Origin of the sequence: Marinobacter xestospongiae, from assembly GCF_023156385.1 — a bacterium.
GTDB lineage: Bacteria > Pseudomonadota > Gammaproteobacteria > Pseudomonadales > Oleiphilaceae > Marinobacter > Marinobacter xestospongiae.
The window spans coordinates 101,608-126,056 of the sequence record NZ_JAKZAK010000005.1; the positions used below are offsets into that span (position 1 = coordinate 101,608).

Here is a 24,449-nt window from a genome sequence, read left to right on the forward strand (position 1 = left end):
TGGTTTAAGTGGCGGTGATGCCGGGATCAGTCCCGGACGCGCTTGAGCAGGTCGCCGTAGGCATCAATCCGTCGATCTCGCAGGTACGGCCAGATCCGGCGGATGGCTTCGCTGCGCTGTCGGTTGATGGTGGCGGTCAGAACGGCCTCGTCGCTGTCCCCGGCACGGGCCAGAATTTCGCCCTGCGGTCCGCAGATGAAACTGTTACCCCAGAAGCGGATGCCGTCGCTGTGACCCGACGGATCGGGTTCAGTTCCCGTTCGGTTGGGCGCGATGACCGGCAGGTTGTTGGCGACCGCGTGTCCCCGTTGCACGGTGACCCAGGCGTCAAGCTGACGGCTGCGCTCGTCGTCATCGTCGGTCATGTCCCAGCCAATGGCGGTGGGGTAGATCAGCAGTTCCGCACCGGCCAGCGCCATTAGGCGGGCTGCTTCGGGGTACCACTGGTCCCAGCACACCAGCACGCCGAGGGTGCCGACGGAGGTGTGGATTGGCGTAAAGCCGTTGCGGCCATCATTGAACTCGGCATCGCCAGGAGTGAAATAGAACTTCTCGTAGAACCCCGGGTCGTCCGGTATGTGCATCTTGCGATACAGGCCGGCCAGACTGCCGTCGCGCTCAAAGACCAGTGCGGTGTTGTGGTAAACCCCGTTCATGCGGCGCTCGAACACCGATCCGACCAATACAATGCCGAGTTCCCGGGCCAGGGCGGACAGCCGCTCACTGGTTGGTCCGGGAATGGGTTCTGCCAACTCGAACACCGCAGTGTCCTCGGTCTGACAGAAGTACAGGGTGGCGTGCAGTTCCTGCAGAACCACCAGTTCCGCGCCGTCGGCAGCGGCCTGGCGGATCAGCCGTTCACTGGTGTCCAGGCTGGTGGTCTTGTCGGCACTGCAGGTCTGTTGGATGGCGGCGACGTGGAGTGATGCAGTGTTCTGGCTCGACGTAGTGGTCTGGATCATTGTCAGGCGACTCCGCCGGACGGCAGGTCGTCCGGAATTTGCATGGTTACGCAGTGCAGGCTGCCGTGCTGCCGGATCAGCGCCCGGCAATCAATCGGGACGACCTCTCGCTGCGGAAACAGGTCCGCCAGGGTCTTGATGGCGGTGCCATCCTGAGGTACGCCGTATACCGGCAGGAGCACCGCGTCATTGATGATCAGGAAGTTGGCGTAGGTCGCCGGCAGCCGGTTGCCGTCCTCGTCGTGAATCGGGTCGGGCCAGGGCAGGGGAGTCAGGCGATAGGGCTCGCCATTGCTCTGACGGAACTCGCGAAGATCTTCCTCCATTGCCTTGAGGGCCGGATAGTGCTCGTCGTCCGGGTCGTTGCAGGCAACGTAGCAAATGCTGTCTGGCGCACAGAACCGGGCCAGGGTATCGACGTGGCTGTCGGTGTCGTCACCGGCCAGATAGCCGTGGTTGAGCCAGAGAATGCGCTTGGCGCCCAGATGCTGACACAGCGCCTCTTCCAGGCCGGTGCGGTCCAGTGAGGGGTTGCGGGTAGGAGTCAGCAGACATTCGCTGGTGGTCAGCAGGGTACCGGCGCCATCCGATTCGATGGACCCGCCTTCCAGTACCAGGTCAATTGGTACCAGCGGCAGGTCGCCAAAGCCGCCGGCTTCGACCAGTCGCTGGTTCAGCTGATCGTCGTTGTGGTAGTCGAATTTGCCGCCCCAGGCGTTGAAGCGGAAATCCAGCAGTCTGGTCTGGCCGTCAACGACAACGGTAATGGGGCCGTGATCCCGCGCCCAGGTATCATCCGCAGGCGCTTCGATCACGGTTACCTTGCCGATCAGACCGTGGTCTGACCCGGCCTGACTCAGCTGATGTCGAAGCTCCTCAGCCCGTTGGCGGTCCTGACAGCTGATCAACAGATCCTGGCGTTGCAGAACAGCTCTGGCGATGGCCAGGAAAACCGAGTCTGCCTCTTCCAGCTGGGTCTGCCAGTCAGTTCCGGAATGGGGCCAGGTCAGCATGACGGCCCGTTGACGGGCCCACTCGGCAGGCATCAGGACAGATGTAGAGCTCAAGGTTTCGCGACCCCCATGGGTTGTTCGTCAGAAAGTGGCCATTCTAGGCGCGGCGCCCGGCAATTTCATTACTGTTACTTGCTTTTGGGCTTAAGCACGGCGTGAATTACGTGATCGCCCTCAAAGTAGATGACCATGGTTGGATAGTGCCACTGACTGATCGGGGGATTGCCAACCGGGCCCCGTACCTGTCGCGGGTCGCCCAGACGGGAACGGACGTCGGCCTGGCTCTGCCCGGTGCGGGGCAGTTCTGCCTGGGCCCGGTCGGCCTGGTTCATGACCGGGACGACGACCTGATCGGCGGCAGCGCCGGTCGCCAGGGTGAGTCCGAACAGGGCTGAGAGCGCCAATACGGCGGGCCGGAAGGCAAGTGAAGGTTTGGTCATCGCGGTACTCCTTGGGTCAATGATATGTTTCCGTTCAGTTTTTCTGACGTTGTCGAACCTGCCAACGCATGACGTGGCGGGCAATCTGTTGGCGGTCACTGTCGTGGATGCTGGTGAATTCGGCGTGGACCCGCCAGTTGCCTGCGTCATCGGCTTTGGCGTCGACCACCTCGGCGATGGCCTGGGGGCGGAACAGCTCTGGTGGCAGCGTCATGCGTACGGCCAGGCGGTCACCACGCTGATAGCTGGCGGTGGGCGTGACGAAGGCGATACCGCCCTCGCTCAGGGTCACCTGCTGCCACTGGTCCTGTTGCAACGGATTTTGTTCAAAGGCCATAATGCGCGCCAGCGTATCGAGCTTCCCATTCAGGGATTTGATCAGGGTTGTCATCAGGCGGTCCCGCTCCGCCAGGCTGGCCAGGTGCAGGCGTATGTCCTGATCCAGCCGTCTCAGCTCGGCTCTCAGGTCGTCCAGATGATCGCCATTGAAGGGATCGTTGGGCGTTGGGGTGTCGGCGTCCAAGCGGCGGATTTCCAGCCCAATCCTGTCTTCGATGCGAAAGTAGTCGCGTCGATCGGGCGGGTTAGCAGATGATGGCTCCAGGGCCATGATGTCTCCGTCAGTCACGTGTTTTTTGTTATGTTACACAAGTTTAGCAGCTTCCTGCCGGTCTGTGAGCCGTCAGCAGGTTTGGCCCACTGAAGGTTTAGGCAGACTCGCCCCCATGTTCAGACCCCTATCGCTCTATATCGGCTTGCGGTACACCGCCGCCAAGCGCCGCAATCACTTTATCTCGTTCATTTCCATGACTTCCATGATCGGCCTCATGCTGGGGGTGGCTGTCCTCATTATTGTGCTGTCGGTCATGAACGGTTTTGACCGGGAGCTGAAACAGCGCATCCTCGGCATGGTTCCCCACGCCGTCATTCGAGGCGATGGCCCGATTGATGACTGGATGGCGGTCGACCAGCAGGTGACGGATCATCCCCACGTGCTGGCTGCTGCGCCTTTCATCCAGGGGCAAGGCATGGTAACCGGCGGCGGCAACGTTCGCGGCGTCATGCTTAACGGTATCCTGCCGGATCAGGAACGGGAAGTCTCCATTATCGAAAACCACATGAAAGTTGGTGCTCTGGAAGACCTTCACAGTGGTGAGTTCGGCATCATTATCGGCCAGTTGATGGCCAGCAGCCTGAGGCTCCAGGTGGGTGACCGGGTTACGGTTGTGCTGCCGGAAGCCTCGGTGACCCCAGCCGGCGTGTTGCCGCGACTCAAGCGGTTTACCGTTAAGGGAATATTCAGTGTGGGAGCGGAGCTGGATGCCAGTTACACCCTGATCCACATGGACGATGCCGCCAAGCTGATGCGCACCAATGGTCGGGCAGAAGGCGTACGGCTGCTGGTGGACGATCTGTTCAAGGCTCCTAAGGTGGCCGAGGAGGCTGCCATGCAGCTGAACGGCCGCTACTACATTTCCGATTGGACCCGCACCCACGGCAACCTGTTCCAGGCCATTCGCATGGAGAAAACCATGATCGGCCTGCTGCTTATGTTTATCGTGGCGGTCGCCGCGTTCAATATTGTCTCCACCCTGGTGATGGTGGTGACCGACAAGACCTCGGACATCGCCATTCTGCGGACCATGGGGGCCACGCCCGGCCGGATCATGCGGATCTTTATTGTCCAGGGGGCCGTCATCGGCATGGTGGGTACCCTTGTCGGTACCACCCTGGGTGTATTGGGGGCCTGGAACATCAGCGCCTTCATCAGCTGGCTGGAAGGGGTGCTGGGGCACCAGTTCCTGAATGCCAATGTCTATTTCATCAGCTACCTGCCGTCCCAGCTGCAGTGGTCTGACGTGTTTGTTATCAGTGGCTGCGGGCTTGCCATGAGCCTGCTGGCAACCATCTATCCGGCATGGCGGGCGTCCCGTGTCGATCCTGCGGAGGCGCTGCGCTATGAGTAATTCGGCCAACGGAAACGGTTCGGTACCGGTCATTCACTGTGAACAGATTACCCGCACCTACAGTGAGGGACCGACCGAGCTGACTATCTTCTCGGACATCTCGCTCACCGTCGATGCCAGCGAAACCGTCGCCATTGTCGGCAGCAGCGGGGCCGGCAAAACGACCCTGCTGAACCTGCTCGGTGGCCTGGACCGGCCGTCCTCCGGGCACATCGCCATCTGTGGTGAGGAGATTCATCGCATGGGGGAGGCGGCCCGGGCCCGCTTCCGCAACCACCATCTGGGGTTTGTCTACCAGTTCCATCACCTGTTGCCGGAGTTCAGTGCCCGCGAAAACGTCATGCTGCCGTGTACCCTGGGCGGGCTGTCGGTAAAGCAGGCGGCTGCCAAGGCGGATGCGCTGCTGGAGCGGGTGGGCCTGAAGGAGCGGTTGGGGCACAAGCCCGGGGAGCTGTCTGGCGGTGAGCGTCAGCGCGTTGCCATCGCCCGGGCGCTGGTCAACGAGCCAAACTGTGTGCTGATGGATGAGCCTACCGGTAACCTGGATGAGCAGACCGCCGGCGGCGTGCGGGAGCTGATCGAATCCCTGCGGGACCAGTTGGGAATTGCCTTTGTGATGGTCACCCACGACATGGGCATGGCGCGGAGTCTGGGCCGGGTCCTACGGTTGGAGCAGGGTCGCCTGCATCCGGAAGCTGGCTAGCCTTTGGCGCTGGCGTCAGCTGCTGCGTTCGAGTTGCCGCTGGCGCCAGCTGATCCGTACCCGGCGCCGCCACAGGTACTGGATCGCGAGATAGCACAACACGCTGGAAACGGTGGCGACAACCACGGAGCCGAAATACAGCGGAATGCCGATATCGACCAGGCGCTCGCTGAGCCAGTCGATGGACAGCTGGAACTCGAAATCCAGCACCGGCCGGTCCAGTAACCAGGCCCCCACCTTGTAGTTGAAGTAGAACATGGGCGGCATGGTCAACGGGTTGCTGATCCACACCAGGGCCACCGACAACGGCAGATTGGCATTCATCCAGATGGCACAGAAGGCAGCGGCCACCATCTGCAGCGGCATCGGAATACAGCACAGGAAAACCCCAACCAGCACTGCCCGGGCGACGCCGTGGCGATTGATGTGCCAGAGGTTGGGTTCATGCAGAATGTCACCCATGAAGTGCAACGCCTTGATAGACCGGATCTTGTCCGGCGTGGGCAGGTGGCGTTTCATGAACTTCTTGGGCATTGGGACGTTCTGCCTGTTGCTGTTTAGAGGCTGATGGAGTCCGGGGCCTGTGGCTGACCGGGCCTTTCAACGTCTGTTACGGACAAGGATTGTCCGGGGAGTCATTGTGCGGGCAGGGATTACCGCTTTTTCATGCGGCGTTATCTTACTGTATAGCGTCGGAACCATTCCAGCGCTTCCATGGCTTGTAAGTGGAATTGCGGTTGTCTGGGGCGTGGCCTGGTTCACATCCCGGGCGCTGATTGCCCGAATTGGGGTGCTGGCCGGCTGGTTGCTGTTGGGATTGGCCTGGTCCGGTGGCTGGTCCGAGGAGCGTCTGGCGACGGTCCTGCCGGCTGCGCTGGAAGGGCGAGAGCTCACCGTTCTTGGCCATCTCTGCGAGTTGCCTGCGCCCGGCAGTTACCACAGCGTACGCTTCAGCCTCTGCGTTCAGCAATGGGGGGCGTCGGTTTCCCCGAAACCTGAGGTGTTACCCACCCGTCTGCGTCTGGCCTGGTATGGCGACAACGCCACGCTGGACCTTCCTCATCGATTGCAACTGACGGTCGTACTCAAGCAGCCCCATGGTTCGCTCAATCCGGCCGGGTTTCGCTATCAGTCCTGGTTGTTCCGGCACGGTTATGGCGCAACCGGCACCGTTCGTTCGGTTGCTGCAGCGCCCCAACTGGAGTGTGATCTGGGCTGTCGATTTCACCGCTGGCGTGGCGGCATCGCCCGTGCCCTTGGGGCCGCGCTTGAGCCGGGCGACTATCGACGCCTGGCCAAGGCACTGCTGCTGGGGGATCGGGGTGAGCTGACTCCGGCGGACTGGCAGGTGCTGGAAGCCACCGGCACCATTCACCTGATGGCGATCTCCGGTCTGCATCTGGGCCTGATCGCGGCCGTCGTCGGCCTGCTGGTGCGCTGGTTGCTGCTGGCGCTGCCGTTGCACTGGCTGTCTCCCCGGCAACACCGGCTGCTGGTTGCCGCCTCGGTGGCTTCTGCCAGTCTGGCCTACAGCCTGCTGGCGGGGTTCACCGTACCGACCCGGCGGGCTCTGATCATGGTGCTGGTCGGCTGCTGGTTTCTGGTGCGGGTGCGGCAGACCGGGCTCTGGCTGGCCTGGGTGATCGCCCTGGGGCTGGTGTTGCTGCAGGACCCGTTCTCGCCGCTGGATCGCGGCTTCTGGTTATCCTTTTTGGCCGTAGCGGTGCTGATTCTGGTGTTTGCCCGACGGCAGCGTCCACCCGGGGTGCTGACCGCTCTGGTGCTGGCGCAGGTGGCGGTGTTTTCTATGTTGTGGCCGGTGCTGCTGTGGCTGGGGGAATCGCCGTCGTTGGTAGGCATGGCGGCCAACCTGTTGGCGATTCCCTGGCTGTCTTTGGTGGTGATGCCAGCGTTGTTGTTCTTGGGGCTGGTACTTTGGCTGTTTCCGGTGTCCTCAAGTTGGGCGGTGGCAGGCATTGATGTGGTATTGATGCCGCTCTGGTTGACGCTGGAGAGCATGGCCGCCTGGCCTGTTCCGGAGCTGCCGGAGGTCGGCTGGCCAGGGGCGTTGGGCCTGGCGTCAGTGGTGTTTGTCTGCCTGCTGCTGCCGGTACGCCGGTTGCGGCTCGTTGGTGGCCTGATCATCGTGGTGTCGGTTGCGGCCGGTGCATGGCCTGGCCCTTCCCACAACCGCGCGGTGGCAACGCCTGAAGTGTGGATCTGGGATGTCGGGCAGGGCTTGTCGGTGCTGGTACGGCACCAGGATCAGGCGCTGTTGTACGACACCGGGCCGGCGACCCCGTCAGGGCTGTCAGCGGTCGATAGTGTGGTGCTGCCCAGTCTGCGCCGATTGGGCGTTGCTCGATTGGGCGTTGCTCGATTGGATCGGTTGCTGCTCAGTCATGGTGACAGCGATCACGCCGGCGGGCTGCCTCAGTTGTTTGCGGGCATTGAGGTTGCTTCGGTTTACAGTGGCGAGCCGGCCCGGGTTGCCCGCCGCTTGCCCCCAGCGGCGCCGGCGGTACAGCGCTGTGAGGTGGGTCAGGTATGGCAGGTCGGCGAGCTGGAAGTCGCATTCTGGCGGGCGCCGGGTGAGCTGGCGGGAAACGATGCATCCTGTGTGGCGACAGTGTCCTGGCAGGGGCAGCAAGTGGTGTTGCCGGGCGACATCACCACAGAGGTTGAGGCTCGTTGGCTGGCAGAAGGTGGTCCGGCGCCGGCCCGGTGGCGCGCGGTGGTGGCTCCTCACCACGGCAGCCGCACGTCTTCCGGCCCGGAATGGGTGAGCGCGCTGGCGCCGGAGTTGGTGGTGTTCAGTGCGGGTTATCGCCACCGCTTTGGCCATCCACACCCTCTGGTCGAGACCCGCTACCGGGAGGCGGGCAGCCGGGTGCTCAATACGGCCCATCACGGCGCCATCACCATACGCTTCTCAGCGTTCGGCCCGACGGTGGAGTTCCAGCGGGCAGACGCGCCGTTCTGGCTGCGTCAGCAACTGTAAAATACCGTGACATTCCCGCTGTAGCCCACCTCCCCAGCTATGCTAAAGTAGCGCGGCTTGCAAACAATCAGGGAGATCAAGCGTGTTCGAGCTGTTAAAAGCCGGTGGCATCCTGATGGTGCCGATCGTTGCCTGTTCCATTCTGGCGCTGGCCATCATTCTGGAACGTTTCTGGACGTTGCGGGAGTCGCGCATCGCACCGGAGCACACCATCAACGAACTCTGGCGTTGGATCAAGAAGAAAGAGCTGAATAGCAAAAAGCTCAAGGTCCTGCAGGGATCATCCCCCCTGGGTCGCATCCTCGCGGGTGGCCTGATGAACGCCAAACATGGTCGCGAGATCATGAAGGAAAGCATCGAACACGAAGCCAGCCAGGTGATCCATGAGCTGGAGCGCTTCCTCAACCCACTGGGAACCGTCGCCACCATCACGCCGCTACTGGGTCTGCTGGGAACGGTCATCGGGATGATCAAGGTGTTCGCCGAAATCCAGGTTGCCGGTGTCGGCAATGCGGGTAATCTCGCCGGAGGTATTTCCGAAGCGCTGATCACCACCGCTGCCGGCCTCAGTGTCGCCATTCCCGCGCTGATCTGTCACCGCTACTTTATCCGCCGCGTGGACGCTCTGGTGGTCAACATGGAGCAGGAGGCGATCAAGCTGGTGGAAGTGGTCCACGGTGATCGCGAAATCGACGTCGAAGGAGCCTGAGCGTCGTGAAATTCCAACGTCAGCGCAGCCAGGAAGTCGGGGTCGACCTTACACCGTTGATCGACGTGGTGTTCCTGCTGCTGATCTTCTTCATGGTGTCCACCACCTTTACCCGGGAAAGTCACCTCAAGGTGGAGTTGCCTGAGGCCAACGGTGTAAAGGCGGAATCGGCTGTTGAACAGATTGATGTGGTGATCAATGCCCAGGGTCAATACACCCTGAATGATCGCGCCCTGGTCAACAATCGTCTGGAGACGCTGGAGCGTGCCGTGCGGGAACTGGCAGCCGGCGACAGCAGTCTGCCGTTCGTCATCACCGCGGATGCCAACACCGCCCACCAGTTCGTGGTGCGGGCGATGGACGTCGCGGGCCGTCTCGGCTTTGCCAAACTGAGCATTACCACCGAGCAGAGCAGTGAAGACAACTGATCCGGCGGAGACGTCGCAACCGGAATCGAACTGGCAGACCTACAAGCGGCTGCTGGCGTATGTCAAACCATTCTGGCTGGCATTCTCCATGGCCGTTATTGGAAACGTCATCTACGCGGCCGCCTCCACCGGGATGGCGGCCGCGATGGAATACGTCATCGAGGCCATTGAAAATCCCACCGACCAGAACCGTGTTCTGCTGACCCTGCTGATCGTGGGGGTCTTTGCGTTCCGTGGTCTGGGCACCTTCATGAGTCAGTACTTCATCAGCTATGTGGGGCGGAACGTGATTCACGCCCTGCGTATTGAACTGTTTGATCGTCTGCTGACCCTGCCATCTCGGTATTTCGACGACAACGCCTCCGGGCGCCTGGTGTCGAAGCTGACCTTCAATGTGGAGCAGGTGGCCGAGGCTACCACCAACGCGGTGACCATCACTCTGAGGGAAGGGCTGACCATTGTCGGGCTGCTGGGCTTCATGTTGTACACCAACTGGAAGCTGACCGCGGTGTTCCTGGTTGTCGGCCCGCTCATCGGCGCGGTGGTCAGCTACGCCAGTAAGCGGTTTCGTCGTCTCAGCCAGCGTATCCAGGGCTCGATGGGGGACATTACCCATGTCGCCTCAGAAAGCATCTCCGGCTACCGGGTCGTGCGCACCTTTGGCGGTGAGGATTACGAACGGGACCGGTTTCATCAGGTCAGTCGCCATAACCTGACCCAGAGCCTGAAAATGGCCTCCACCCAGGCCATCAGTGTGCCGGTGATCCAGGTACTGGTTGCCATCGCCATTGCCACCCTGGTGTGGCTGATGCTGGCGCCTGAGATTCGTGGCGCCATGAGCACCGGCGAGCTTATTGCCTTTATCACCGCGGCCACCACCATGGCCAAACCCATTCGGCAGGTGACGTCTGTGCACGCCAAGATCCAGAAAGGGGTGGCGGCGGCGCTGGATGTGTTCAGCACCATGGACGAAGAGACCGAGCGTGACCGGGGCACGTTCGTGCCGGAGCGGGTCAAGGGTGACATCCGCTTTGATGGTGTCTGTTTCCGGTATCGCGATCAGCTTGATAACGTCCTGGAGCAAATCTCCCTGAGTATTCCGGCCGGCCAGAGTGTCGCGCTGGTGGGGCGCTCCGGCAGCGGCAAGTCGACACTGGTAAGCCTGTTGCCCCGGTTCTACGACTACCACGACGGCAATATTCTGATTGATGGCCATTCGCTGATGGATTTCCGCCTGGATGCCCTGCGGGCCCAGATTGCGCTGGTCACCCAGAATGTCGTGTTGTTCAACGACACCATTGCGGCCAACATTGCCTATGGCTCCCTCAAGGACTGCAGTCGGGAAGCGATTCGGGAGGCGGCTGCCAAGGCCCACGCCCTGGAATTCATCGACCGCATGCCGGATGGCCTGGATACGGTGATCGGCGACAATGGCGTGATGCTGTCCGGTGGTCAGCGTCAGCGACTGGCGATTGCCCGGGCCTTGCTCAAGGACGCGCCGATCCTGATTCTGGACGAGGCCACCTCGGCCCTGGATACCGAATCCGAACGCCATATTCAGGAAGCCCTGGAAACCGTCATGCAGGGACGGACCACTTTGGTCATCGCCCACCGCCTGTCAACCATCGAGAAGGCTGACCGGATACTGGTGATGGAGGCCGGACAGATCGTGGAATCCGGGGCACACGATGAGCTGCTGGCCGCCGGCGGTGCCTATGCCCAGTTGCATCAGAAACAGTTCAGCGAGGTGGAATGACGGCCCCCGTTGAGCGGCTGTGGTATGGCCAGGGCCGCCCGCTCTGGCCGCTGTGGCCGCTGGCCTGGCTCTATCGCTCCATTGCCCGTCGGCGGCGTCTGAACGCCCGGGGTGAGGGGGCCAATCCCTCCCTGTCGCAGCCGGTGATCGTGGTTGGCAACATCACGGCCGGCGGTACCGGCAAGTCGCCGTTGACGGCGTGGCTGGTGGCGTTCCTTCGTGATCAGGGCTGGTCCCCGGTGATCCTTACCCGCGGCTACGGCGGACGCAGCAAACACCATCCGCTGACGGTTCAGCCTGACAGTGATGTCCAGCTGGTGGGTGATGAGCCGTTGATGCTGGCGCAGCAGTGCGGTTGCCCGGTGGTGGTCGACCCCAAACGGTGCCGTGGCGGGCAATGGGCCATTGATCAGAAGCTCGGCGATATTCTGGTGTGTGACGACGGCCTGCAGCATTACGCCTTGCCCAGGGATCTGGAACTGGCGGTGTTCGATGGTGAGCGGGGTATGGGCAACGGTGCGCCGATTCCGGTCGGGCCGCTGCGGGAGCCGCCGGAGCGGCTGGCCACGGTGGATGCCGTGGTGACCAATGGCCATGCGCCCCTGGAGCTGGACCACCCCCATCAGTACTGCATGACCCTGGCGCCAACCCGGGTGCGTCATCTCCATTCCGGCCAGTGTCACGACGTCGCCTGGCTGGCGGGTAAACGGGTGCGCGCCGTCGCCGGCATTGGCAATCCCGAGCGCTTTTTCAACACCCTTCGCCATCTGGGCGCAAAGGTACGTGGCCAGCCATTTGGCGACCATCACCATTTTCACGCCGGGGATCTGGCGGTTGAGCCGGGCGAGGCTTTGCTGATGACCGCCAAGGACGCCGTCAAGTGCCGCCAGCTGGCGCCGGAGGAAAGCTGGGTGCTGGATGTCGAGGCCCAGTTGCCGGAGGCCTTCGGCGAGTTTCTGCTTAAACGGCTGGCAGGGTTGCAGGCTTGCACCTCTGGCACCAGAATTAACCCTTCCGATTAACCTGTGAGACATCAAGATGGACAAGAAACTGCTGGCGATGTTGGCCTGCCCGGTGTGTAAAGGCGACCTCAAGCTCGACTCCGACAAGCAGGAGCTGATCTGTTACAACGACGCCATGGCCTTTCCCATCCGTGAAGGCATTCCGGTGATGCTGGCGGTGGAGGCTCGTACCCTGACCACCGACGAGCGCCTTCACAAGGCCTGATTACCTGATCCACCACCGCGACGAATAAATCATGTCCTTTACTGTTGTCATTCCTGCCCGCTATGCCTCCACCCGCCTGCCGGGAAAACCGCTGGCGGATATTGCCGGCAAACCGATGATCCGTCATGTCCATGAGCGCGCCTGCGAAAGTGCTGCCGACCGGGTCGTGGTGGCGACTGACGATAATCGCATCCGCCAGGCCTGTGAGGCGTTTGGGGCCGAGGTGGTGATGACCTCCCCGGACCACGCCAGTGGTACCGATCGCCTGGCAGAAGTGGTGGCGACGCTGGGGCTGTCGCGGGAGCACCGGGTGGTGAATGTTCAGGGCGACGAGCCGCTGATTCCCGCCGCCCTGATTGATCAGGTCGCCGCTAATCTCGATGCCCATCCCGAGGCTACCATTGCGACCCTGTGCGAACCGATTGATGACGTCGCCAGTGTCTTCAATCCCAATGTGGTCAAAGTGGTGTTCGACCAAGTGGGCATGGCGGGCTATTTCAGTCGGGCGCCGATTCCCTGGGCCCGGGATCTTTGGGCGGCGGGGCAGGCGGGTGAGGCATTGCCCACAACCACCCGCTATTTCCGCCACATCGGCATCTATGGTTACCGGGTAGGGCTGTTGCAGGACTTTGTTACCTGGCCGCCGGCGCCAGCCGAGCAGACCGAGTCGCTGGAACAGCTGCGGGCACTGCACCATGGTTCCCGCATTCATGTCGAGGAGGCCGTGGAGCCACCGCCGGCGGGTGTTGATACCGAGGCGGATCTGGATCGCCTGCGGCGACAGATGGCGTGACGAACGACATCCGCCGTCAGCAACCAACAGGATAGGGAGCAGCAGAATCGTTATGGCAGCCAACCAGGAAGAAAACAGGGTATCGGTGTTGTTTGTGTGTCTGGGCAACATCTGCCGTTCGCCCACCGCTGAAGGCCTGTTTCGTGCCTGTGTGCAAAGGGCGGGGCTGGAGGACCGGATTGAAATCGACTCCTGTGGTACCGGCGGGTGGCACGTGGGTAAATCGCCGGATGAGCGTGCGACGGCTGCCGCGGCCCGCCGCGGCATCGATCTGACGCCCTTACGGGCCCGCCAGTTTAACGCCGGCGATCTCGATCGGTTCGATTTCATCCTGACCATGGATCGCCAGAATCTCGCGGACATCAAGGACTTCTGGCGCCAGAACGGTGGCACCGAGCCGGCGCTGTTTCTCGACTACGCGCCTGAAGCCTCCGTTCGCGAGGTGCCCGATCCCTACTACGGCGGTGACCAGGGGTTTGAACACGTTCTGGATCTCATTGAGGCGGCAAGCGACGGCTTGTTGGCGACGATCCGGGAGCAGCTCCGGTGAGCCTTTCGCCGGTGATCGAAGAACACGTCGAGTTATCTGCCTACAACACCCTGAAGGTGTCTGCTCGAGCACATCATTACACTGAGGCGGCCAGCGTTGACGAGCTACGGGTGGCCCTTGGCTGGGCGCGTAACCAGGGGCTGGATACGCTGGTGCTGGGTGGTGGCAGCAATCTGGTGATTGCCGGTGATGTGTCCGCCCTGGTCATTCGGATGACCATTCGCGAGCGCAGCTGGTGTGATGTGGCGGGTGATGAGGCAACCCTGGTATTGGGCGCCGGAGAGAACTGGCACGAAGCGGTGCTGTACGCCGCCGCTGCCGGCTATCGGGGCATTGAGAATCTGGCGCTGATTCCCGGCACGGCCGGGGCCGCGCCCGTTCAGAACATCGGTGCCTACGGCGTTGAGCTGGCAGATACGCTGGTATCTCTTGCGGCGCTGGATACCCGCACGGAGGAAGTGGTTGAGCTGCAAGCCAGCGATTGCCGCTTCGGTTATCGGGACAGCCTGTTCAAGCAGCAGCCCGGTCGTTATATCATTCTGGAGATTCGTCTGCGGCTTGGTCGCAGTTATCCCTTCTCGTTGGTCTATGGTGAGCTGGCAAACTACTTCCCCGACCAGCCCGGGTCTGAGCCGTTGACACCCCTGGCGGTGGCCCATGGTGTCGAAGCCATTCGCCGTCGCAAGTTGCCTGATCCGTCGCAGCTTCCGAATGCTGGCAGTTTTTTCAAGAACCCCGTGGTTGATCGTGATACCTGGCAGCGCCTGCGGGCGTCTCATCCGCAGTTGGTTGCCTACCCGGCTGGTGATTCGATGAAGCTGGCCGCCGGCTGGCTGATTGATCAGTGCGGCTGGAAAGGGTACCGCAACACCCACGTGGGCGTGCACAATCACCAGGCTCTGGTGCTGGTCAATCATGGCGGCGGTTCCGGGCGTGATGTGCTGGAGCTGGCGGAAAGAATCCGCAGCGATGTGCGGGAGACATTTGGCGTCGATCTGGAAGTGGAGCCGAGGATCGTCTCGGCTTAAGACTCGCGGTGGGTCAGGCTGGTGCGGCCCGCCCGTGACGATGCGATGACTGGAGCAGCCCCCGACTATGCGGGGGCTGCGGTTTTGCGGTCAGTGGCTGTTGCGGGGCGCGGCGTTGGCCAGGAACGGCAGCGCCTCTTCGATGTTCAGGTCCTGCTTGTCGGCATCGCGACGGCCCTTGTACTCCAACGTGCCGGCGGCGAGGCCGCGGTCGGAGACCACAAACCGGTGCGGGATGCCGGTCAGTTCCATGTCCGCGAACTTCACGCCCGGGCGTTCGTTGCGGTCGTCCAGCAGGACGTCGTAGCCGGCCTGGCGCAGCTGGTCATACAGCGTCTCTGCCGCTTCCATAACGGCGGGGGATTTGTGGGCGTTTAGGGTCACGATGGCCACCTCGAACGGCGCAATCGCTTCCGGCCAGATGATGCCGCGATCGTCGTGATTCTGCTCAATGGCGGCAGCCACGATCCGTGACACGCCAATGCCGTAGCAGCCCATTTCCAGCACCGCTTTCTTGCCATTCTCGTCCAGTACGGTGGAGTCCATCGCCTGGCTGTATTTGTTACCCAGCTTGAAGATGTGGCCGACCTCAATGCCGCGACGGATCTCCAGGGTGCCCTGGCCGTCAGGGCTGGGGTCGCCTTCTTCAACGTTGCGCAGATCTTCGACGCGGGGCAGTGGCAGATCGCGTTCCCAGTTAACGCCAGTCAGGTGGAATCCCTCACGGTTGGCGCCACAGACGAAATCCGCCAGATGGGCCGCGCTGCGATCAACAATCACGGGCAGATCCAGTTTGACCGGACCGATGGAGCCGGCCTTGCAACCAACCGCCTGCTCAATCTCTTCGTCACTGGCCATGGTCAGCGGAGACGCTACCCCGGGCAGGTTCTCGGCCTTGATCTCGTTGAGGGTGTGGTCGCCGCGCAGGACCAGGGCCACCAGGCCGCCGTCTTCACCTTCCTCTGTGGCTTCGGCCTTGACGATCAGCGTCTTGACGGTCTGGCTGGGCGCCAGGCTGAGGAACTGGGCCACAGCATCGATGGTGCGTTGCTCCGGGGTGGCCACTTCGGCCATCTCCGCGCCGGGAGCGGGTCGATCGCCAGTTGGGGCAACCGCTTCGGCCTTCTCGATATTGGCGGCGTAGTTGCTGCCGGTTGAGAATACGATGTCATCCTCACCAGAGGAGGCCAGCACGTGGAACTCGTGGGACGAGCTGCCGCCAATGGAACCGGAATCGGCCTGCACCGGGCGGTAATCCAGGCCCAGGCGATCAAAGATGGCGCAGTAGGTGCGGTGCATGACCTGGTAGGTCTCATCCAGCGACTCGGGTGTGATGTGGAAGGAGTAGGCATCCTTCATCAGGAACTCGCGGGCCCGCATCACGCCGAAACGGGGGCGGCGCTCATCACGGAACTTGGTCTGGATCTGATAGAAGTTCGCCGGCAGTTCCTTGTAGCTTTTCAGCTCATTGCGGACCAGATCGGTGATGACTTCTTCGTGGGTCGGACCAAAGCAGAAATCCCGGCCATGACGATCGTTGAGGCGCAGCAGTTCGCCACCGTATTGCTCCCAGCGGCCGGATTCCTGCCACAGTTCGGCCGGCTGTACCGCTGGCATCAACACTTCCTGGGCGCCACTGCGGTCCATTTCTTCCCGTACAATCCGCTCGACCTTGCGCAGCACGCGCAGCCCCATTGGCAGCCAGGTATACAGGCCCGCGGCCAGTTTGCGGGTCAGGCCGGCCCGTAGCATCAACTGGTGGCTGATAATCTCAGCGTCTGCGGGGGTTTCTTTGAGGGTGGCAATCAGGTAACGGCTTGCTCGCATCGTGTCTTCCGTATGCTTTGTGTTCGGGAAATGTCACCGGGTACCGGTGGAGCCGGTTTGCTTCAGCAGGGCAGCGTGTTGCCAACCCGGGTTGAAGCTATTCGACCAATGGCTAAGAGCCTTGGCAGACGGGGCCTCCAAACCGGTTACTGGTTCCTTTATTTGTCGATTCGTGGGGGGTATTGTACGGAGCCTGCGGGATAAGGTACAGACGACAGGAGTAGTGCCTATGGGATTGTCTGCGAACGAGGTTGAGTGCCTGATTCGTGAAGGTGTGCCAATGGCGGACGACATTGGTTTCAAGGTCGATGAAGTGAGAGATCATTTCGCGCGGACCCGGATTACCTTTACAGATCGTTTTGTACGGCCCGGTGGTACTATCTCGGGTCCTGTCCAGATGGCCCTGGCGGATGCGTCCATGTACGCGGCGGTTTTGGCCTCGTTGGGCAAGGTGGAAATGGCAGTGACCAGTAATCTGTCCATTAACTTCCTGCAAAAACCCGCGCCCGGAGATTTGAGGGCTGAAGCAGTGGTTCTTCGCTTGGGACGACGTCTCGCTTTCTGCGAAGTTCGACTATTCTCAGGAGGAGGAGACGAAGAAAACAGCGAGGAGCAGCTGGTGGCCCACGTGACTGGCAGTTACGCACTGCCCGCCAAACGTGACTGACAGGTTGAGCATGACCGACGACAATATTGATGTAACACCCCGACGCAAACCCGTTCAGGCCCGGAGCCGCGAGCGGGTCAACAGTATTCTTAAACACGCCGCCGAAATCTTTACCGAAGTCGGGGTCGACAGCACCAGCATGTCGGCGATAGCCCGTCGTTCGGACATGTCCCTGGCGTCGCTGTACCGTTACTTTCCCAACAAGGCCGCGATCGTAAAGGCGATTGCCGAAACTCACGTCGAGAAGATGGAAGACGTGATGCGGGCGCGGCTGGCGGACACCGACATCTACGAAGTCATCGACGTGCTGGTGGACTTCTATTACGACTTCTACCGCAATGAGCCTGGCTATGCCGCCATCTGGAGTGGGGTTGAGGCCATGCCGGAACTGCGGGAGCTGGATTTCCAGGAGCTTTACCACAACGCCCGCGATGTTGATGCCCGACTCAAGCAGGTGTTTCCCCATCTTTCGGATACCCGCCGCTGGAATGCCAGTCTGTTGTTGCCCCGGTCCACGGGCTCGATGCTGCGACTGGCAGTCACCTTGCCGGAAACAGAGGCCGCCGCACTGGTTGCCGAGATCAAACGGATGGCCAGGGCATACCTCAAGGAACTGGCGACCGCCTGAGACGGAAGCGCCGAAGCCCCGGGCTGTCCGGGGTTTTCAGGTGGTGCCCAGATACCCCAGGGGTAGGGCGGTGCTGTCCAGCACCCGCCTCAATACGAAGCTGGAGTGGACACCGCTCACACCCTGAATCCGGGTAATCTGATTCAGCAGAAAGTGGTGGTAGTGGTCCATGTCCGGTACCACCACCTTGAGCATGTAGTCGGCATCCTGGCCGGTGATCAGATAACACTCCTGCACCTCGGGGTACCCGATAACCTTCTCTTCAAATGCCGCAAAGCGTTCCGGGGTGTGGCGATCCATACTGATCAGGATGATGGCGGTCAGCGTCAGCCCTAGCTTCTTGTGATCCAGCACCGTCACCCGCCGCAGTATGATACCGGCGTCTTCCAGCGCCTTGACCCGTCGCAGGCAGGGCGACGGTGACAGTCCCACCTGTTCGGCCAGCTGCTGGTTGTTGAGGGTGCCGTTCTGCTGCAGGGCTTCGAGAATGCGGCGGTCGGTGCGGTCAATCTTGACCAGATTCTTTGTATTCATGAGCAATTTTATTCTATCAAGATGCCATTGGCTGGAATATTGTTGCTACATCCTTGGCTAACTGCTGCCAAATAGCAAGCATCTGCCTGCCGCATTGACGTAACATGGTTCTCCTCATGGGAGATCCCCATCCGTCATGGTGTGCGGACTGCTTACCCGGGACCGCGCCCAACGACCGTATAACTGATACAAGGAATCATCGTCATGGCTTTTGATCATCGCAAATACTCAGCGTTTCCGGTTATTCGCAAGACTGACCGCCGCTGGCCGGACCAGGTTATTGAGAAATCGCCGCAATGGTGTGCGGTTGACCTGCGGGACGGCAATCAGGCGCTGGTCAAGCCCATGTCGGTGGCTCAGAAGCAGCGCCTGTTTGATTTGCTGGTCAAGCTCGGATTCAAGCACATTGAAATCGGCTTTCCCGCGGCCAGCCAGCCAGACTTCGATTTTTGCCGCAAGCTGATTGAGGAAGAGCGGATTCCGGAGGATGTGACGGTTCAGGTGCTGACCCAGGCCAGGGCGGAACTCATCGAGCGTACCTACGAGGCCCTCGAGGGCGCCAAGCGGGCGATTGTTCACGTCTACAACTCTACCTCCACTGTGCAGCGGGAGCAGGTGTTCGGCATGGACCGGGACGGCATCCGTGATATTGCTGTCAACGGTGCTCGCCTGGTGAAAGCGGGCGCGGAGCGGTATCCCGACACTGAGTGGACCTTCCAGTACTCCCCGGAGAGCTTCACCGGCACGGAGCTCGATTTCGCAGTCGAAGTTGTCGATGCGGTTAACGATATCTGGCGTCCGGATCAGGGCCAGCCGGTCATCATCAATTTGCCGGCCACGGTTGAGATGGCGACCCCCAATGTCTTCGCCGACCAGATCGAATGGATGTGTGACAACCTGCGCTATCGTGAGCACATCAGCATCAGCGTTCATACCCACAATGACCGCGGCTGCGGTGTGGCGGCAGCGGAGTTGGCGGTTATGGCAGGCGCTGACCGGGTTGAGGGAACCCTGATGGGCAATGGCGAGCGTACCGGCAACATGGACCTGGTGACCATGGCCATGAACCTCTATTCCCAGGGGATTGACCCTGAGGTGGATCTGTCCTGTATGTCGGAGATCACCGACGTGGTGGAGGCCTGCACCGAGATTGCCACTCACCCCCGCCACCCATACGCCGGCGAGCTGGTGTTTACGGCCTTCTCTGGCAGTCATCAGGACGCGATTCGCAAGTGTCTGGCCCGCCGCAGCGACAGTGATCCCTGGAATGTGGCGTACCTGCCCATTGATCCCAGCGATCTGGGGCGGCGTTATGAGGAAGTGGTGAGGATCAACAGCCAGTCCGGCAAGGGTGGAGTGGCGTACGTGCTTGAGCGGGACTATGACATCACGCTGCCGCGCTGGTTGCAGATTGAATTCAGCAAGCTGGTGCAGCGGGAGGCCGAGGTGAACGGCGGTGAAATCGATTCTGACACCATTCACCGGTTGTTCAACGAGCACTACCTGCAGGTCGCGGATCGCTGGCGCCTGCAGTCCTACGATCTGCATCGCGGGGATGACGGTGTTCAGGCCCGTGTTGAACTGGGGCAGGGAGATACGCTCCAGGGTCATGGCCTGGGGGCTGTGGAGGCCGTGGCGGCGGCGATCCGTCAGCATTATGGCGTTGAGATTGCCGTGGAGGCCTACGACGAGTTCGCGCTGAGTGAAGGCACCAGTGCCAACGCCATGGCCTGTATCCGGGTGTTGGCGGATGGTGAGCATCGCAGTGCAGCGGCGCTGGCAGAAGACACCACCTCGGCGACCATTCAGGCATTGCTGTCGGCGGTTTCCGGCCTTTTGGCCCAAGCAGCGGCGCGGCAGGAGGGTGAGGTGGCGGAAGCCTGAGACAAGGCCTTCTCCGGCACCTTTGCAGACAATAAAAAAGCCGGCATCAGCCGGCTTTTTTATTGTCCATTACCCGTGAGGGGCATGGGGCAGAGTGCGCTCATCGTTAAACGACCGTTACGTTCTCTGCCTGGGGACCTTTCGGGCCCTGGGTAACGGTGAACTGCACCTGCTGGCCTTCAGCCAGGGTACGGAACCCGGATGAGTTGATTGCACTGTAATGAACAAATACGTCACTACCGCCTTCCTGTGCGATGAAACCGAAGCCCTTGGCCTCGTTGAACCACTTGACGTGGCCAGTTTTTGTATCTGACATCGATCTTTCCTGTATTTCCGAAATTGTGCCCTCACGGGACCATCCAATATCCCTTGCGGAATATCCTTTGCTGAGAAATCCAGGAGTACCGAGGAAGGAGCAACGCATAGCTGACAAGCGGGACGTTGAAGCGCATTCACACAGACTGCTGCATTTTCACAGCAAATTCAGTATAGACCTTGATCAAGGGGCGTCAACGCCTTTTTTGTTCTTTCTGGAAGGAATTTTAAGGATAAAAAACAAGGTGTTGTAACGCTTTTGTCACGAGCGGCCACGCGCCCGCTAAAACGCGGGCGGGGCCGGCGGTGAGCCGCCTCAGGGGCTGAACTGGTGGCTGATCTCCTCCAGTATTGCCGGGTCGTCAATGGTGCTGGGCACCGAATACTCTTCGCCGTCGGCGATCTGGCGAATCACCCGCCGCAGAATCTTGCCGGAGCGGGTTTTGGGTAGGCGATCCACGACCATGGCCTGTTTGAAGCAGGCGATGGCGCCGATCTGGTCCCGCACCATTTCCACCAGCTCATCTTCCAGTTCTTCGTGGGCGATGGTGGCGCCGTCCTTGACCAGCACCAGGCCGATCGGAATCTGACCCTTGAGTTCGTCACGGGCGCCTACCACGCAACATTCGGCGACCGCCGGGTGCGAGGCAATGATCTCTTCCATCTCGCCAGTCGAGAGGCGGTGACCGGCCACGTTGATAACGTCGTCGGTGCGGCCCATGATGAACACATAGCCTTCTTCATCGATGTAACCGCCATCTCCGGAGGTGTAGAAGCCCGGCAGTGGCTCCAGATAGGTACGGCGGAATCGGTCATCATCTCCCCACACCGTGGACAGGCAACCCGGGGGCAGGGGAAGTTTGATGGCAACCTGTCCCTGGGTGCCAGCGGGCTGTGGCCGGCCCTCGGTGTCGACGATCTGAACGTCGTAGCCGGGGGACGGGAAGGTCGCGGAGCCGGGTTTGGTGGCGGCCATCTCGATACCGGCCGGGTTGCAGCAGATCGCCCAGCCGGTCTCGGTTTGCCACCAGTGATCCAGCACCGGCAGCCGGGTGTGTTCCCGCAGCCATTCATAGGTGGGTGGATCGAGCCGTTCCCCCGCCAGGAAGATCCGCTTCAGTGAGCTGATGTCGTAGCGATTGAGCTGGTCGGCTTCCGGGTCCTCCTTGCGGACGGCTCTGAAGGCGGTGGGTGCGGTGAACAGCAGGTTGACCTTATGCTCCTGGCACACCCGCCAGAAGGCGCCGGCATCGGGGGTTTTCACCGGCTTGCCCTCGTAGAGCACGGTTGTGCAGCCGGCGAACAGGGGCCCATAGACGATGTAGCTGTGGCCGACCACCCAGCCGACATCCGATGCGGCCCAGTAGACATCGCCGGGTTTGGCGTCGTACACCAGTGACATGCTGTAGCGCATGGCGACCGCGTGGCCGCCATTATCCCGTACCACGCCTTTCGGTTTGCCGGTGGTGCCCGAGGTGTAAAGGATATAAAGCGGATCACCGGAGGTCATGGCAACGGGGGCTGCCGGCGTGGCGCCGGCTTCTGCGGCTTGCCAGTCCAGGTCGCGGCCGGCTTCGAGGCTGGCGGTGGCTTGCGGGCGTTGCAGCACAATGCAGCATTCCGGCTTGTGCCGGGCTTGGCGGATGGCGTTGTCGACCAGCGGCTTGTATTCGATGACCCGGTTGACCTCAATGCCACAGGAGGCGGTGACAATGGCCTTGGGTGTGGCGTCATCAATACGGACCGCGAGTTCATTGGCGGCAAACCCGCCAAAGACGACTGAGTGGATGGCGCCGATTCTGGCGCAGGCGAGCATGGCAATGGCGGCTTCCGGTACCATCGGCATGTACACGATGACCCTGTCACCCCTGCCAATTCCCTGGTTGATCAATGCGCCCGCAAACAGCGCCACCCGGTCTCGGAGTTCGGTGTAGGTAAAGGTTGCCCGGGTATCGGTGACCGGAGAATCGTAGATCAGTGCGACCTGATCGCCGCGGCCGGCACGAATATTTGCATCCAGCGCCAGATCGGAGCTGTTGAGCTGGCCATCGGGAAACCATTGGCCGTGGCCCTGTCCCCGGTCTTCCCAGATGATCTCCGGGCTCTTGATCCAGTCGATTTGGCTGGCCTGCTCCCGCCAGAAGTCCTCTCTCTGGTGAATGGAGCGATCAAACTCTGAACGATAGGTCATTCGTCCACCTCTATCCCCAAGCTGTTGTATTTGTTGTTGGCTGTGTTGGAGCGTCTGGACAGTGTCGGCGGTCGCTACAGATGCGACTCCCGCGTCGTGATGATGGGTATTGATGTGCCTGACTGTCTTCAGAGGCTCATTACCAGACTGTAGGCAGTTTCCTGGCGAGAACTACTAGACCATAGGCTAAGCCGGTGCCGGGGCGGGCCCGGAACCGGTTGTCAGGGGGCGTCAGGGGAGGTCGCCGGGCTACTCCGACGCTTCCGGGGCGTGGGTTGCGGTGACCACGGCTGATACCGAGCCCTGGGCAAGGCGGGCGTGGATCTGATCACCGGGGCTGAGATCTCCGGGATTGCGAACGATCCGCTCCTGCGGGTCCTGGACGATAGCGTAGCCCCGGCCCAGCGTGGCCAGAGGGCTGACCACATGCAGGGTCTGGCCAAGGTGTCCGAGTCGATCCCGGGCGTGGTCCAGGCGCTGTCCAAAGGCCTGTCGCAATCGCTGGTTCAGTTGGTCGACGTCGCGATGCTTCTGGCTGACCTGTTGCAGTGGCGAGCGCCCCTTCAGGCGTTGCCCCAGGTTCTGCAGTCGTATCTGGTCCCGTTCTGCCCGTTGGCGGATGGCGCTCTGAAAGCGCAGTTCGAGTTCGTCCAGTCGCTGGGCCTTGTCCTGCAGTTCCCGCCGAGGGTCTCGCAACCGCGCTGCGAGGTGGGCCAGTTGCTGCCTTTGACGCTGGATGGTGCGACGGGCTGCGTGTTGCAGGCGTTGCTGGTGCTCGTCGAGTCGCATCAGCCACTGCTGCTGGTCGGGTGACACCTTCTCGGCGGCGGCGGATGGGGTCGGCGCCCGTAGGTCGGCGACAAAATCGGCGATGGTGACATCGACTTCGTGGCCGACCGCGCTCACCGTTGGAATCCGGCAGTTGGCCAGCGCACGGGCAACCCGCTCCTCGTTGAAGCACCAGAGATCTTCCAGCGAGCCGCCGCCGCGTCCGACGATCAGGACATCGGCCTGGTTATGGGCCTGGGCGGCGTTCAGGGCGGCGACGATGTCGTCGGTTGCGGCCTGACCCTGGACGGCGGTGGGGTAAAGCGTCACCGGTATTGCCGGGCACCGGCGGGCCAGTACCGTCAGGATGTCATGAATGGCAGCACCGGTGGGCGAGGTCACCACGCCTAAGTGGCGGGGCGGAAACGGAATCGGGCGTTTGCGGTCGGCGTCGAAGAGGCCTTCCTGGCTGAGCTTTGCCTTGAGGGCTTCAAAAGCCTGCTGCAGTGAGCCCTGGCCGGCCGGCTCCATGTGTTCGACAATGATCTGGAAGTCGCCGCGGTTCTCATACAGGCTGACCTTGCCGCGAAGGTGCACCTGATCGCCTTCCCGCGGAATCTGCCGCAGTCGCTGGTTGAAGCCGCGGAACATGGCGCAGCGCACCTGGCAGCGACTGTCTTTCAAAGTAAAGTACCAGTGACCCGAGGAGGGGCGCGACAGGCTCGATAGCTCGCCTTCGATCCAGGCCTGCATAAAGCTGGTTTCCAGCAGGTGGCGGACCTGATGATTCAGTTCGCTGACGGTCAGCGCCCGGGGGCGGGTGGTGAGCGGTGGGGTGTCCATGACGGGCCTTATACGTGAATGCCGAAAATACAGGTGGCTAAAACTAACCGAAATTCAAAAAGATGCAATCAAGACTTCAAAGAAGGACGGTTTACTGTCCTCAGGAGCGGCTTTATAATGGATCGATTAAGGATTTTGCTTTGCAACACTGCGGGTGAATCCACCCTGTAGGCGGCAGTAAATCCTCAACTTAGCACGTTCAAAAGGCGGGTCCC

General features: G+C 61.4%; 24 protein-coding genes. 14 read left to right on the plus strand and 10 right to left on the minus strand.

What is annotated here, in order from left to right; translation table 11 throughout:
* Nucleotides 1-26 precede the first annotated feature (26 nt).
* The 4 genes from MLD24_RS04910 to MLD24_RS04925 all read right to left on the minus strand — a co-directional run bounded on the left by MLD24_RS04910 (nucleotide 27) and on the right by MLD24_RS04925 (nucleotide 3,025).
* The gene (locus MLD24_RS04910) at nucleotides 27-962 is read right to left on the minus strand and encodes a carbon-nitrogen hydrolase (RefSeq protein WP_248164697.1); all 936 of its coding nucleotides are present in this window, start codon (nucleotides 960-962) and stop codon (nucleotides 27-29) included.
* 2 nt (nucleotides 963-964) lie between these two features.
* Entirely contained in the window at nucleotides 965-2,008 is a 1,044-nt protein-coding gene (locus MLD24_RS04915; protein WP_227176093.1) for an agmatine deiminase family protein, read from the minus strand.
* A gap of 95 nt (nucleotides 2,009-2,103) precedes the next feature.
* The gene (locus MLD24_RS04920; protein ID WP_227175682.1) at nucleotides 2,104-2,415 is read right to left on the minus strand and encodes a hypothetical protein; all 312 of its coding nucleotides are present in this window, start codon (nucleotides 2,413-2,415) and stop codon (nucleotides 2,104-2,106) included.
* A 34-nt stretch (nucleotides 2,416-2,449) separates the two neighbouring features.
* Nucleotides 2,450-3,025: a PilZ domain-containing protein gene (locus MLD24_RS04925; protein ID WP_227175683.1), complete on the minus strand. Its 576-nt coding sequence runs from the start codon at nucleotides 3,023-3,025 to the stop codon at nucleotides 2,450-2,452.
* A 115-nt stretch (nucleotides 3,026-3,140) separates the two neighbouring features.
* Here MLD24_RS04925 and MLD24_RS04930 point away from each other — a divergent pair, with 115 nt between their 5' ends.
* Both MLD24_RS04930 and MLD24_RS04935 read left to right on the plus strand, forming a co-directional pair.
* On the plus strand, nucleotides 3,141-4,382 hold the full coding sequence (locus tag MLD24_RS04930; RefSeq protein ID WP_248164699.1) for a lipoprotein-releasing ABC transporter permease subunit: 1,242 nt from the start codon (nucleotides 3,141-3,143) through the stop codon (nucleotides 4,380-4,382).
* A complete protein-coding gene (locus MLD24_RS04935; protein WP_248164701.1) occupies nucleotides 4,375-5,085 on the plus strand; it encodes an ABC transporter ATP-binding protein in 711 nt (236 codons plus the stop codon). The genes MLD24_RS04930 and MLD24_RS04935 overlap by 8 nt, the downstream gene beginning before the upstream one ends.
* Nucleotides 5,086-5,100: 15 nt before the next feature.
* Here the strand turns inward: MLD24_RS04935 and MLD24_RS04940 are convergent, their stop codons facing one another.
* Entirely contained in the window at nucleotides 5,101-5,619 is a 519-nt protein-coding gene (locus tag MLD24_RS04940) for a DUF2062 domain-containing protein (RefSeq protein ID WP_227175686.1), read from the minus strand.
* A 106-nt stretch (nucleotides 5,620-5,725) separates the two neighbouring features.
* Between MLD24_RS04940 and MLD24_RS04945 the strand changes: the two genes are divergently transcribed.
* The 9 genes from MLD24_RS04945 to murB all read left to right on the plus strand — a co-directional run bounded on the left by MLD24_RS04945 (nucleotide 5,726) and on the right by murB (nucleotide 14,577).
* The gene (locus tag MLD24_RS04945; RefSeq protein WP_345799671.1) at nucleotides 5,726-8,086 is read left to right on the plus strand and encodes a DNA internalization-related competence protein ComEC/Rec2; all 2,361 of its coding nucleotides are present in this window, start codon (nucleotides 5,726-5,728) and stop codon (nucleotides 8,084-8,086) included.
* Nucleotides 8,087-8,168: 82 nt separating this feature from the next.
* Nucleotides 8,169-8,795, plus strand: coding sequence for a MotA/TolQ/ExbB proton channel family protein (locus MLD24_RS04950; protein WP_227175688.1), 627 nt, complete (start codon nucleotides 8,169-8,171; stop codon nucleotides 8,793-8,795).
* Nucleotides 8,796-8,800: 5 nt separating this feature from the next.
* Entirely contained in the window at nucleotides 8,801-9,223 is a 423-nt protein-coding gene (locus MLD24_RS04955) for an ExbD/TolR family protein (RefSeq protein WP_227175689.1), read from the plus strand.
* Nucleotides 9,210-10,979 (plus strand): lipid A export permease/ATP-binding protein MsbA, encoded by a 1,770-nt coding sequence (gene msbA, locus MLD24_RS04960; RefSeq protein ID WP_248164705.1) that lies wholly within the window; start codon nucleotides 9,210-9,212, stop codon nucleotides 10,977-10,979. Before MLD24_RS04955 ends, msbA begins: the two co-directional genes overlap by 14 nt.
* Nucleotides 10,976-12,001 carry a tetraacyldisaccharide 4'-kinase gene (lpxK, locus tag MLD24_RS04965; RefSeq protein ID WP_248164715.1) on the plus strand — a complete coding sequence of 342 codons (1,026 nt, stop codon included), beginning with the start codon at nucleotides 10,976-10,978 and terminating at the stop codon, nucleotides 11,999-12,001. Before msbA ends, lpxK begins: the two co-directional genes overlap by 4 nt.
* Before the next feature lie 16 nt (nucleotides 12,002-12,017).
* Nucleotides 12,018-12,206 carry a Trm112 family protein gene (locus tag MLD24_RS04970; RefSeq protein WP_227175692.1) on the plus strand — a complete coding sequence of 63 codons (189 nt, stop codon included), beginning with the start codon at nucleotides 12,018-12,020 and terminating at the stop codon, nucleotides 12,204-12,206.
* Between the two features lie 31 nt (nucleotides 12,207-12,237).
* Nucleotides 12,238-12,999 (plus strand): 3-deoxy-manno-octulosonate cytidylyltransferase, encoded by a 762-nt coding sequence (kdsB, locus tag MLD24_RS04975; RefSeq protein ID WP_248164717.1) that lies wholly within the window; start codon nucleotides 12,238-12,240, stop codon nucleotides 12,997-12,999.
* Between the two features lie 52 nt (nucleotides 13,000-13,051).
* Nucleotides 13,052-13,549, plus strand: coding sequence for a low molecular weight protein-tyrosine-phosphatase (locus MLD24_RS04980; protein ID WP_227175694.1), 498 nt, complete (start codon nucleotides 13,052-13,054; stop codon nucleotides 13,547-13,549).
* Nucleotides 13,546-14,577 carry a UDP-N-acetylmuramate dehydrogenase gene (murB, locus tag MLD24_RS04985; protein WP_248164722.1) on the plus strand — a complete coding sequence of 344 codons (1,032 nt, stop codon included), beginning with the start codon at nucleotides 13,546-13,548 and terminating at the stop codon, nucleotides 14,575-14,577. The genes MLD24_RS04980 and murB overlap by 4 nt, the downstream gene beginning before the upstream one ends.
* Nucleotides 14,578-14,667: 90 nt before the next feature.
* Here murB and MLD24_RS04990 read toward each other — a convergent pair whose 3' ends face one another.
* Nucleotides 14,668-16,404 (minus strand): proline--tRNA ligase, encoded by a 1,737-nt coding sequence (locus MLD24_RS04990; protein WP_248164725.1) that lies wholly within the window; start codon nucleotides 16,402-16,404, stop codon nucleotides 14,668-14,670.
* Nucleotides 16,405-16,639: 235 nt separating this feature from the next.
* Here MLD24_RS04990 and MLD24_RS04995 point away from each other — a divergent pair, with 235 nt between their 5' ends.
* Entirely contained in the window at nucleotides 16,640-17,071 is a 432-nt protein-coding gene (locus MLD24_RS04995; protein WP_228752869.1) for a PaaI family thioesterase, read from the plus strand.
* 10 nt (nucleotides 17,072-17,081) lie between these two features.
* Nucleotides 17,082-17,699, plus strand: coding sequence for a TetR/AcrR family transcriptional regulator (locus MLD24_RS05000; RefSeq protein WP_248164728.1), 618 nt, complete (start codon nucleotides 17,082-17,084; stop codon nucleotides 17,697-17,699).
* A 36-nt stretch (nucleotides 17,700-17,735) separates the two neighbouring features.
* Here MLD24_RS05000 and MLD24_RS05005 read toward each other — a convergent pair whose 3' ends face one another.
* Nucleotides 17,736-18,233: an Lrp/AsnC family transcriptional regulator gene (locus tag MLD24_RS05005; protein WP_227175699.1), complete on the minus strand. Its 498-nt coding sequence runs from the start codon at nucleotides 18,231-18,233 to the stop codon at nucleotides 17,736-17,738.
* A gap of 204 nt (nucleotides 18,234-18,437) precedes the next feature.
* On the opposite strand from MLD24_RS05005, the gene MLD24_RS05010 reads away from it, so the two are divergent.
* Nucleotides 18,438-20,117, plus strand: coding sequence for a 2-isopropylmalate synthase (locus tag MLD24_RS05010; RefSeq protein ID WP_248164731.1), 1,680 nt, complete (start codon nucleotides 18,438-18,440; stop codon nucleotides 20,115-20,117).
* A gap of 106 nt (nucleotides 20,118-20,223) precedes the next feature.
* Here MLD24_RS05010 and MLD24_RS05015 read toward each other — a convergent pair whose 3' ends face one another.
* The 3 genes from MLD24_RS05015 to xseA form a co-directional block, all read right to left on the minus strand.
* Entirely contained in the window at nucleotides 20,224-20,433 is a 210-nt protein-coding gene (locus MLD24_RS05015) for a cold-shock protein (RefSeq protein WP_227175701.1), read from the minus strand.
* A gap of 315 nt (nucleotides 20,434-20,748) precedes the next feature.
* Nucleotides 20,749-22,623, minus strand: a complete 1,875-nt coding sequence (locus MLD24_RS05020; protein ID WP_248164734.1) for a propionyl-CoA synthetase — start codon at nucleotides 22,621-22,623, stop codon at nucleotides 20,749-20,751.
* Between the two features lie 249 nt (nucleotides 22,624-22,872).
* Nucleotides 22,873-24,234 (minus strand): exodeoxyribonuclease VII large subunit, encoded by a 1,362-nt coding sequence (gene xseA / locus MLD24_RS05025; RefSeq protein WP_248164736.1) that lies wholly within the window; start codon nucleotides 24,232-24,234, stop codon nucleotides 22,873-22,875.
* Nucleotides 24,235-24,449: the final 215 nt, after the last annotated feature.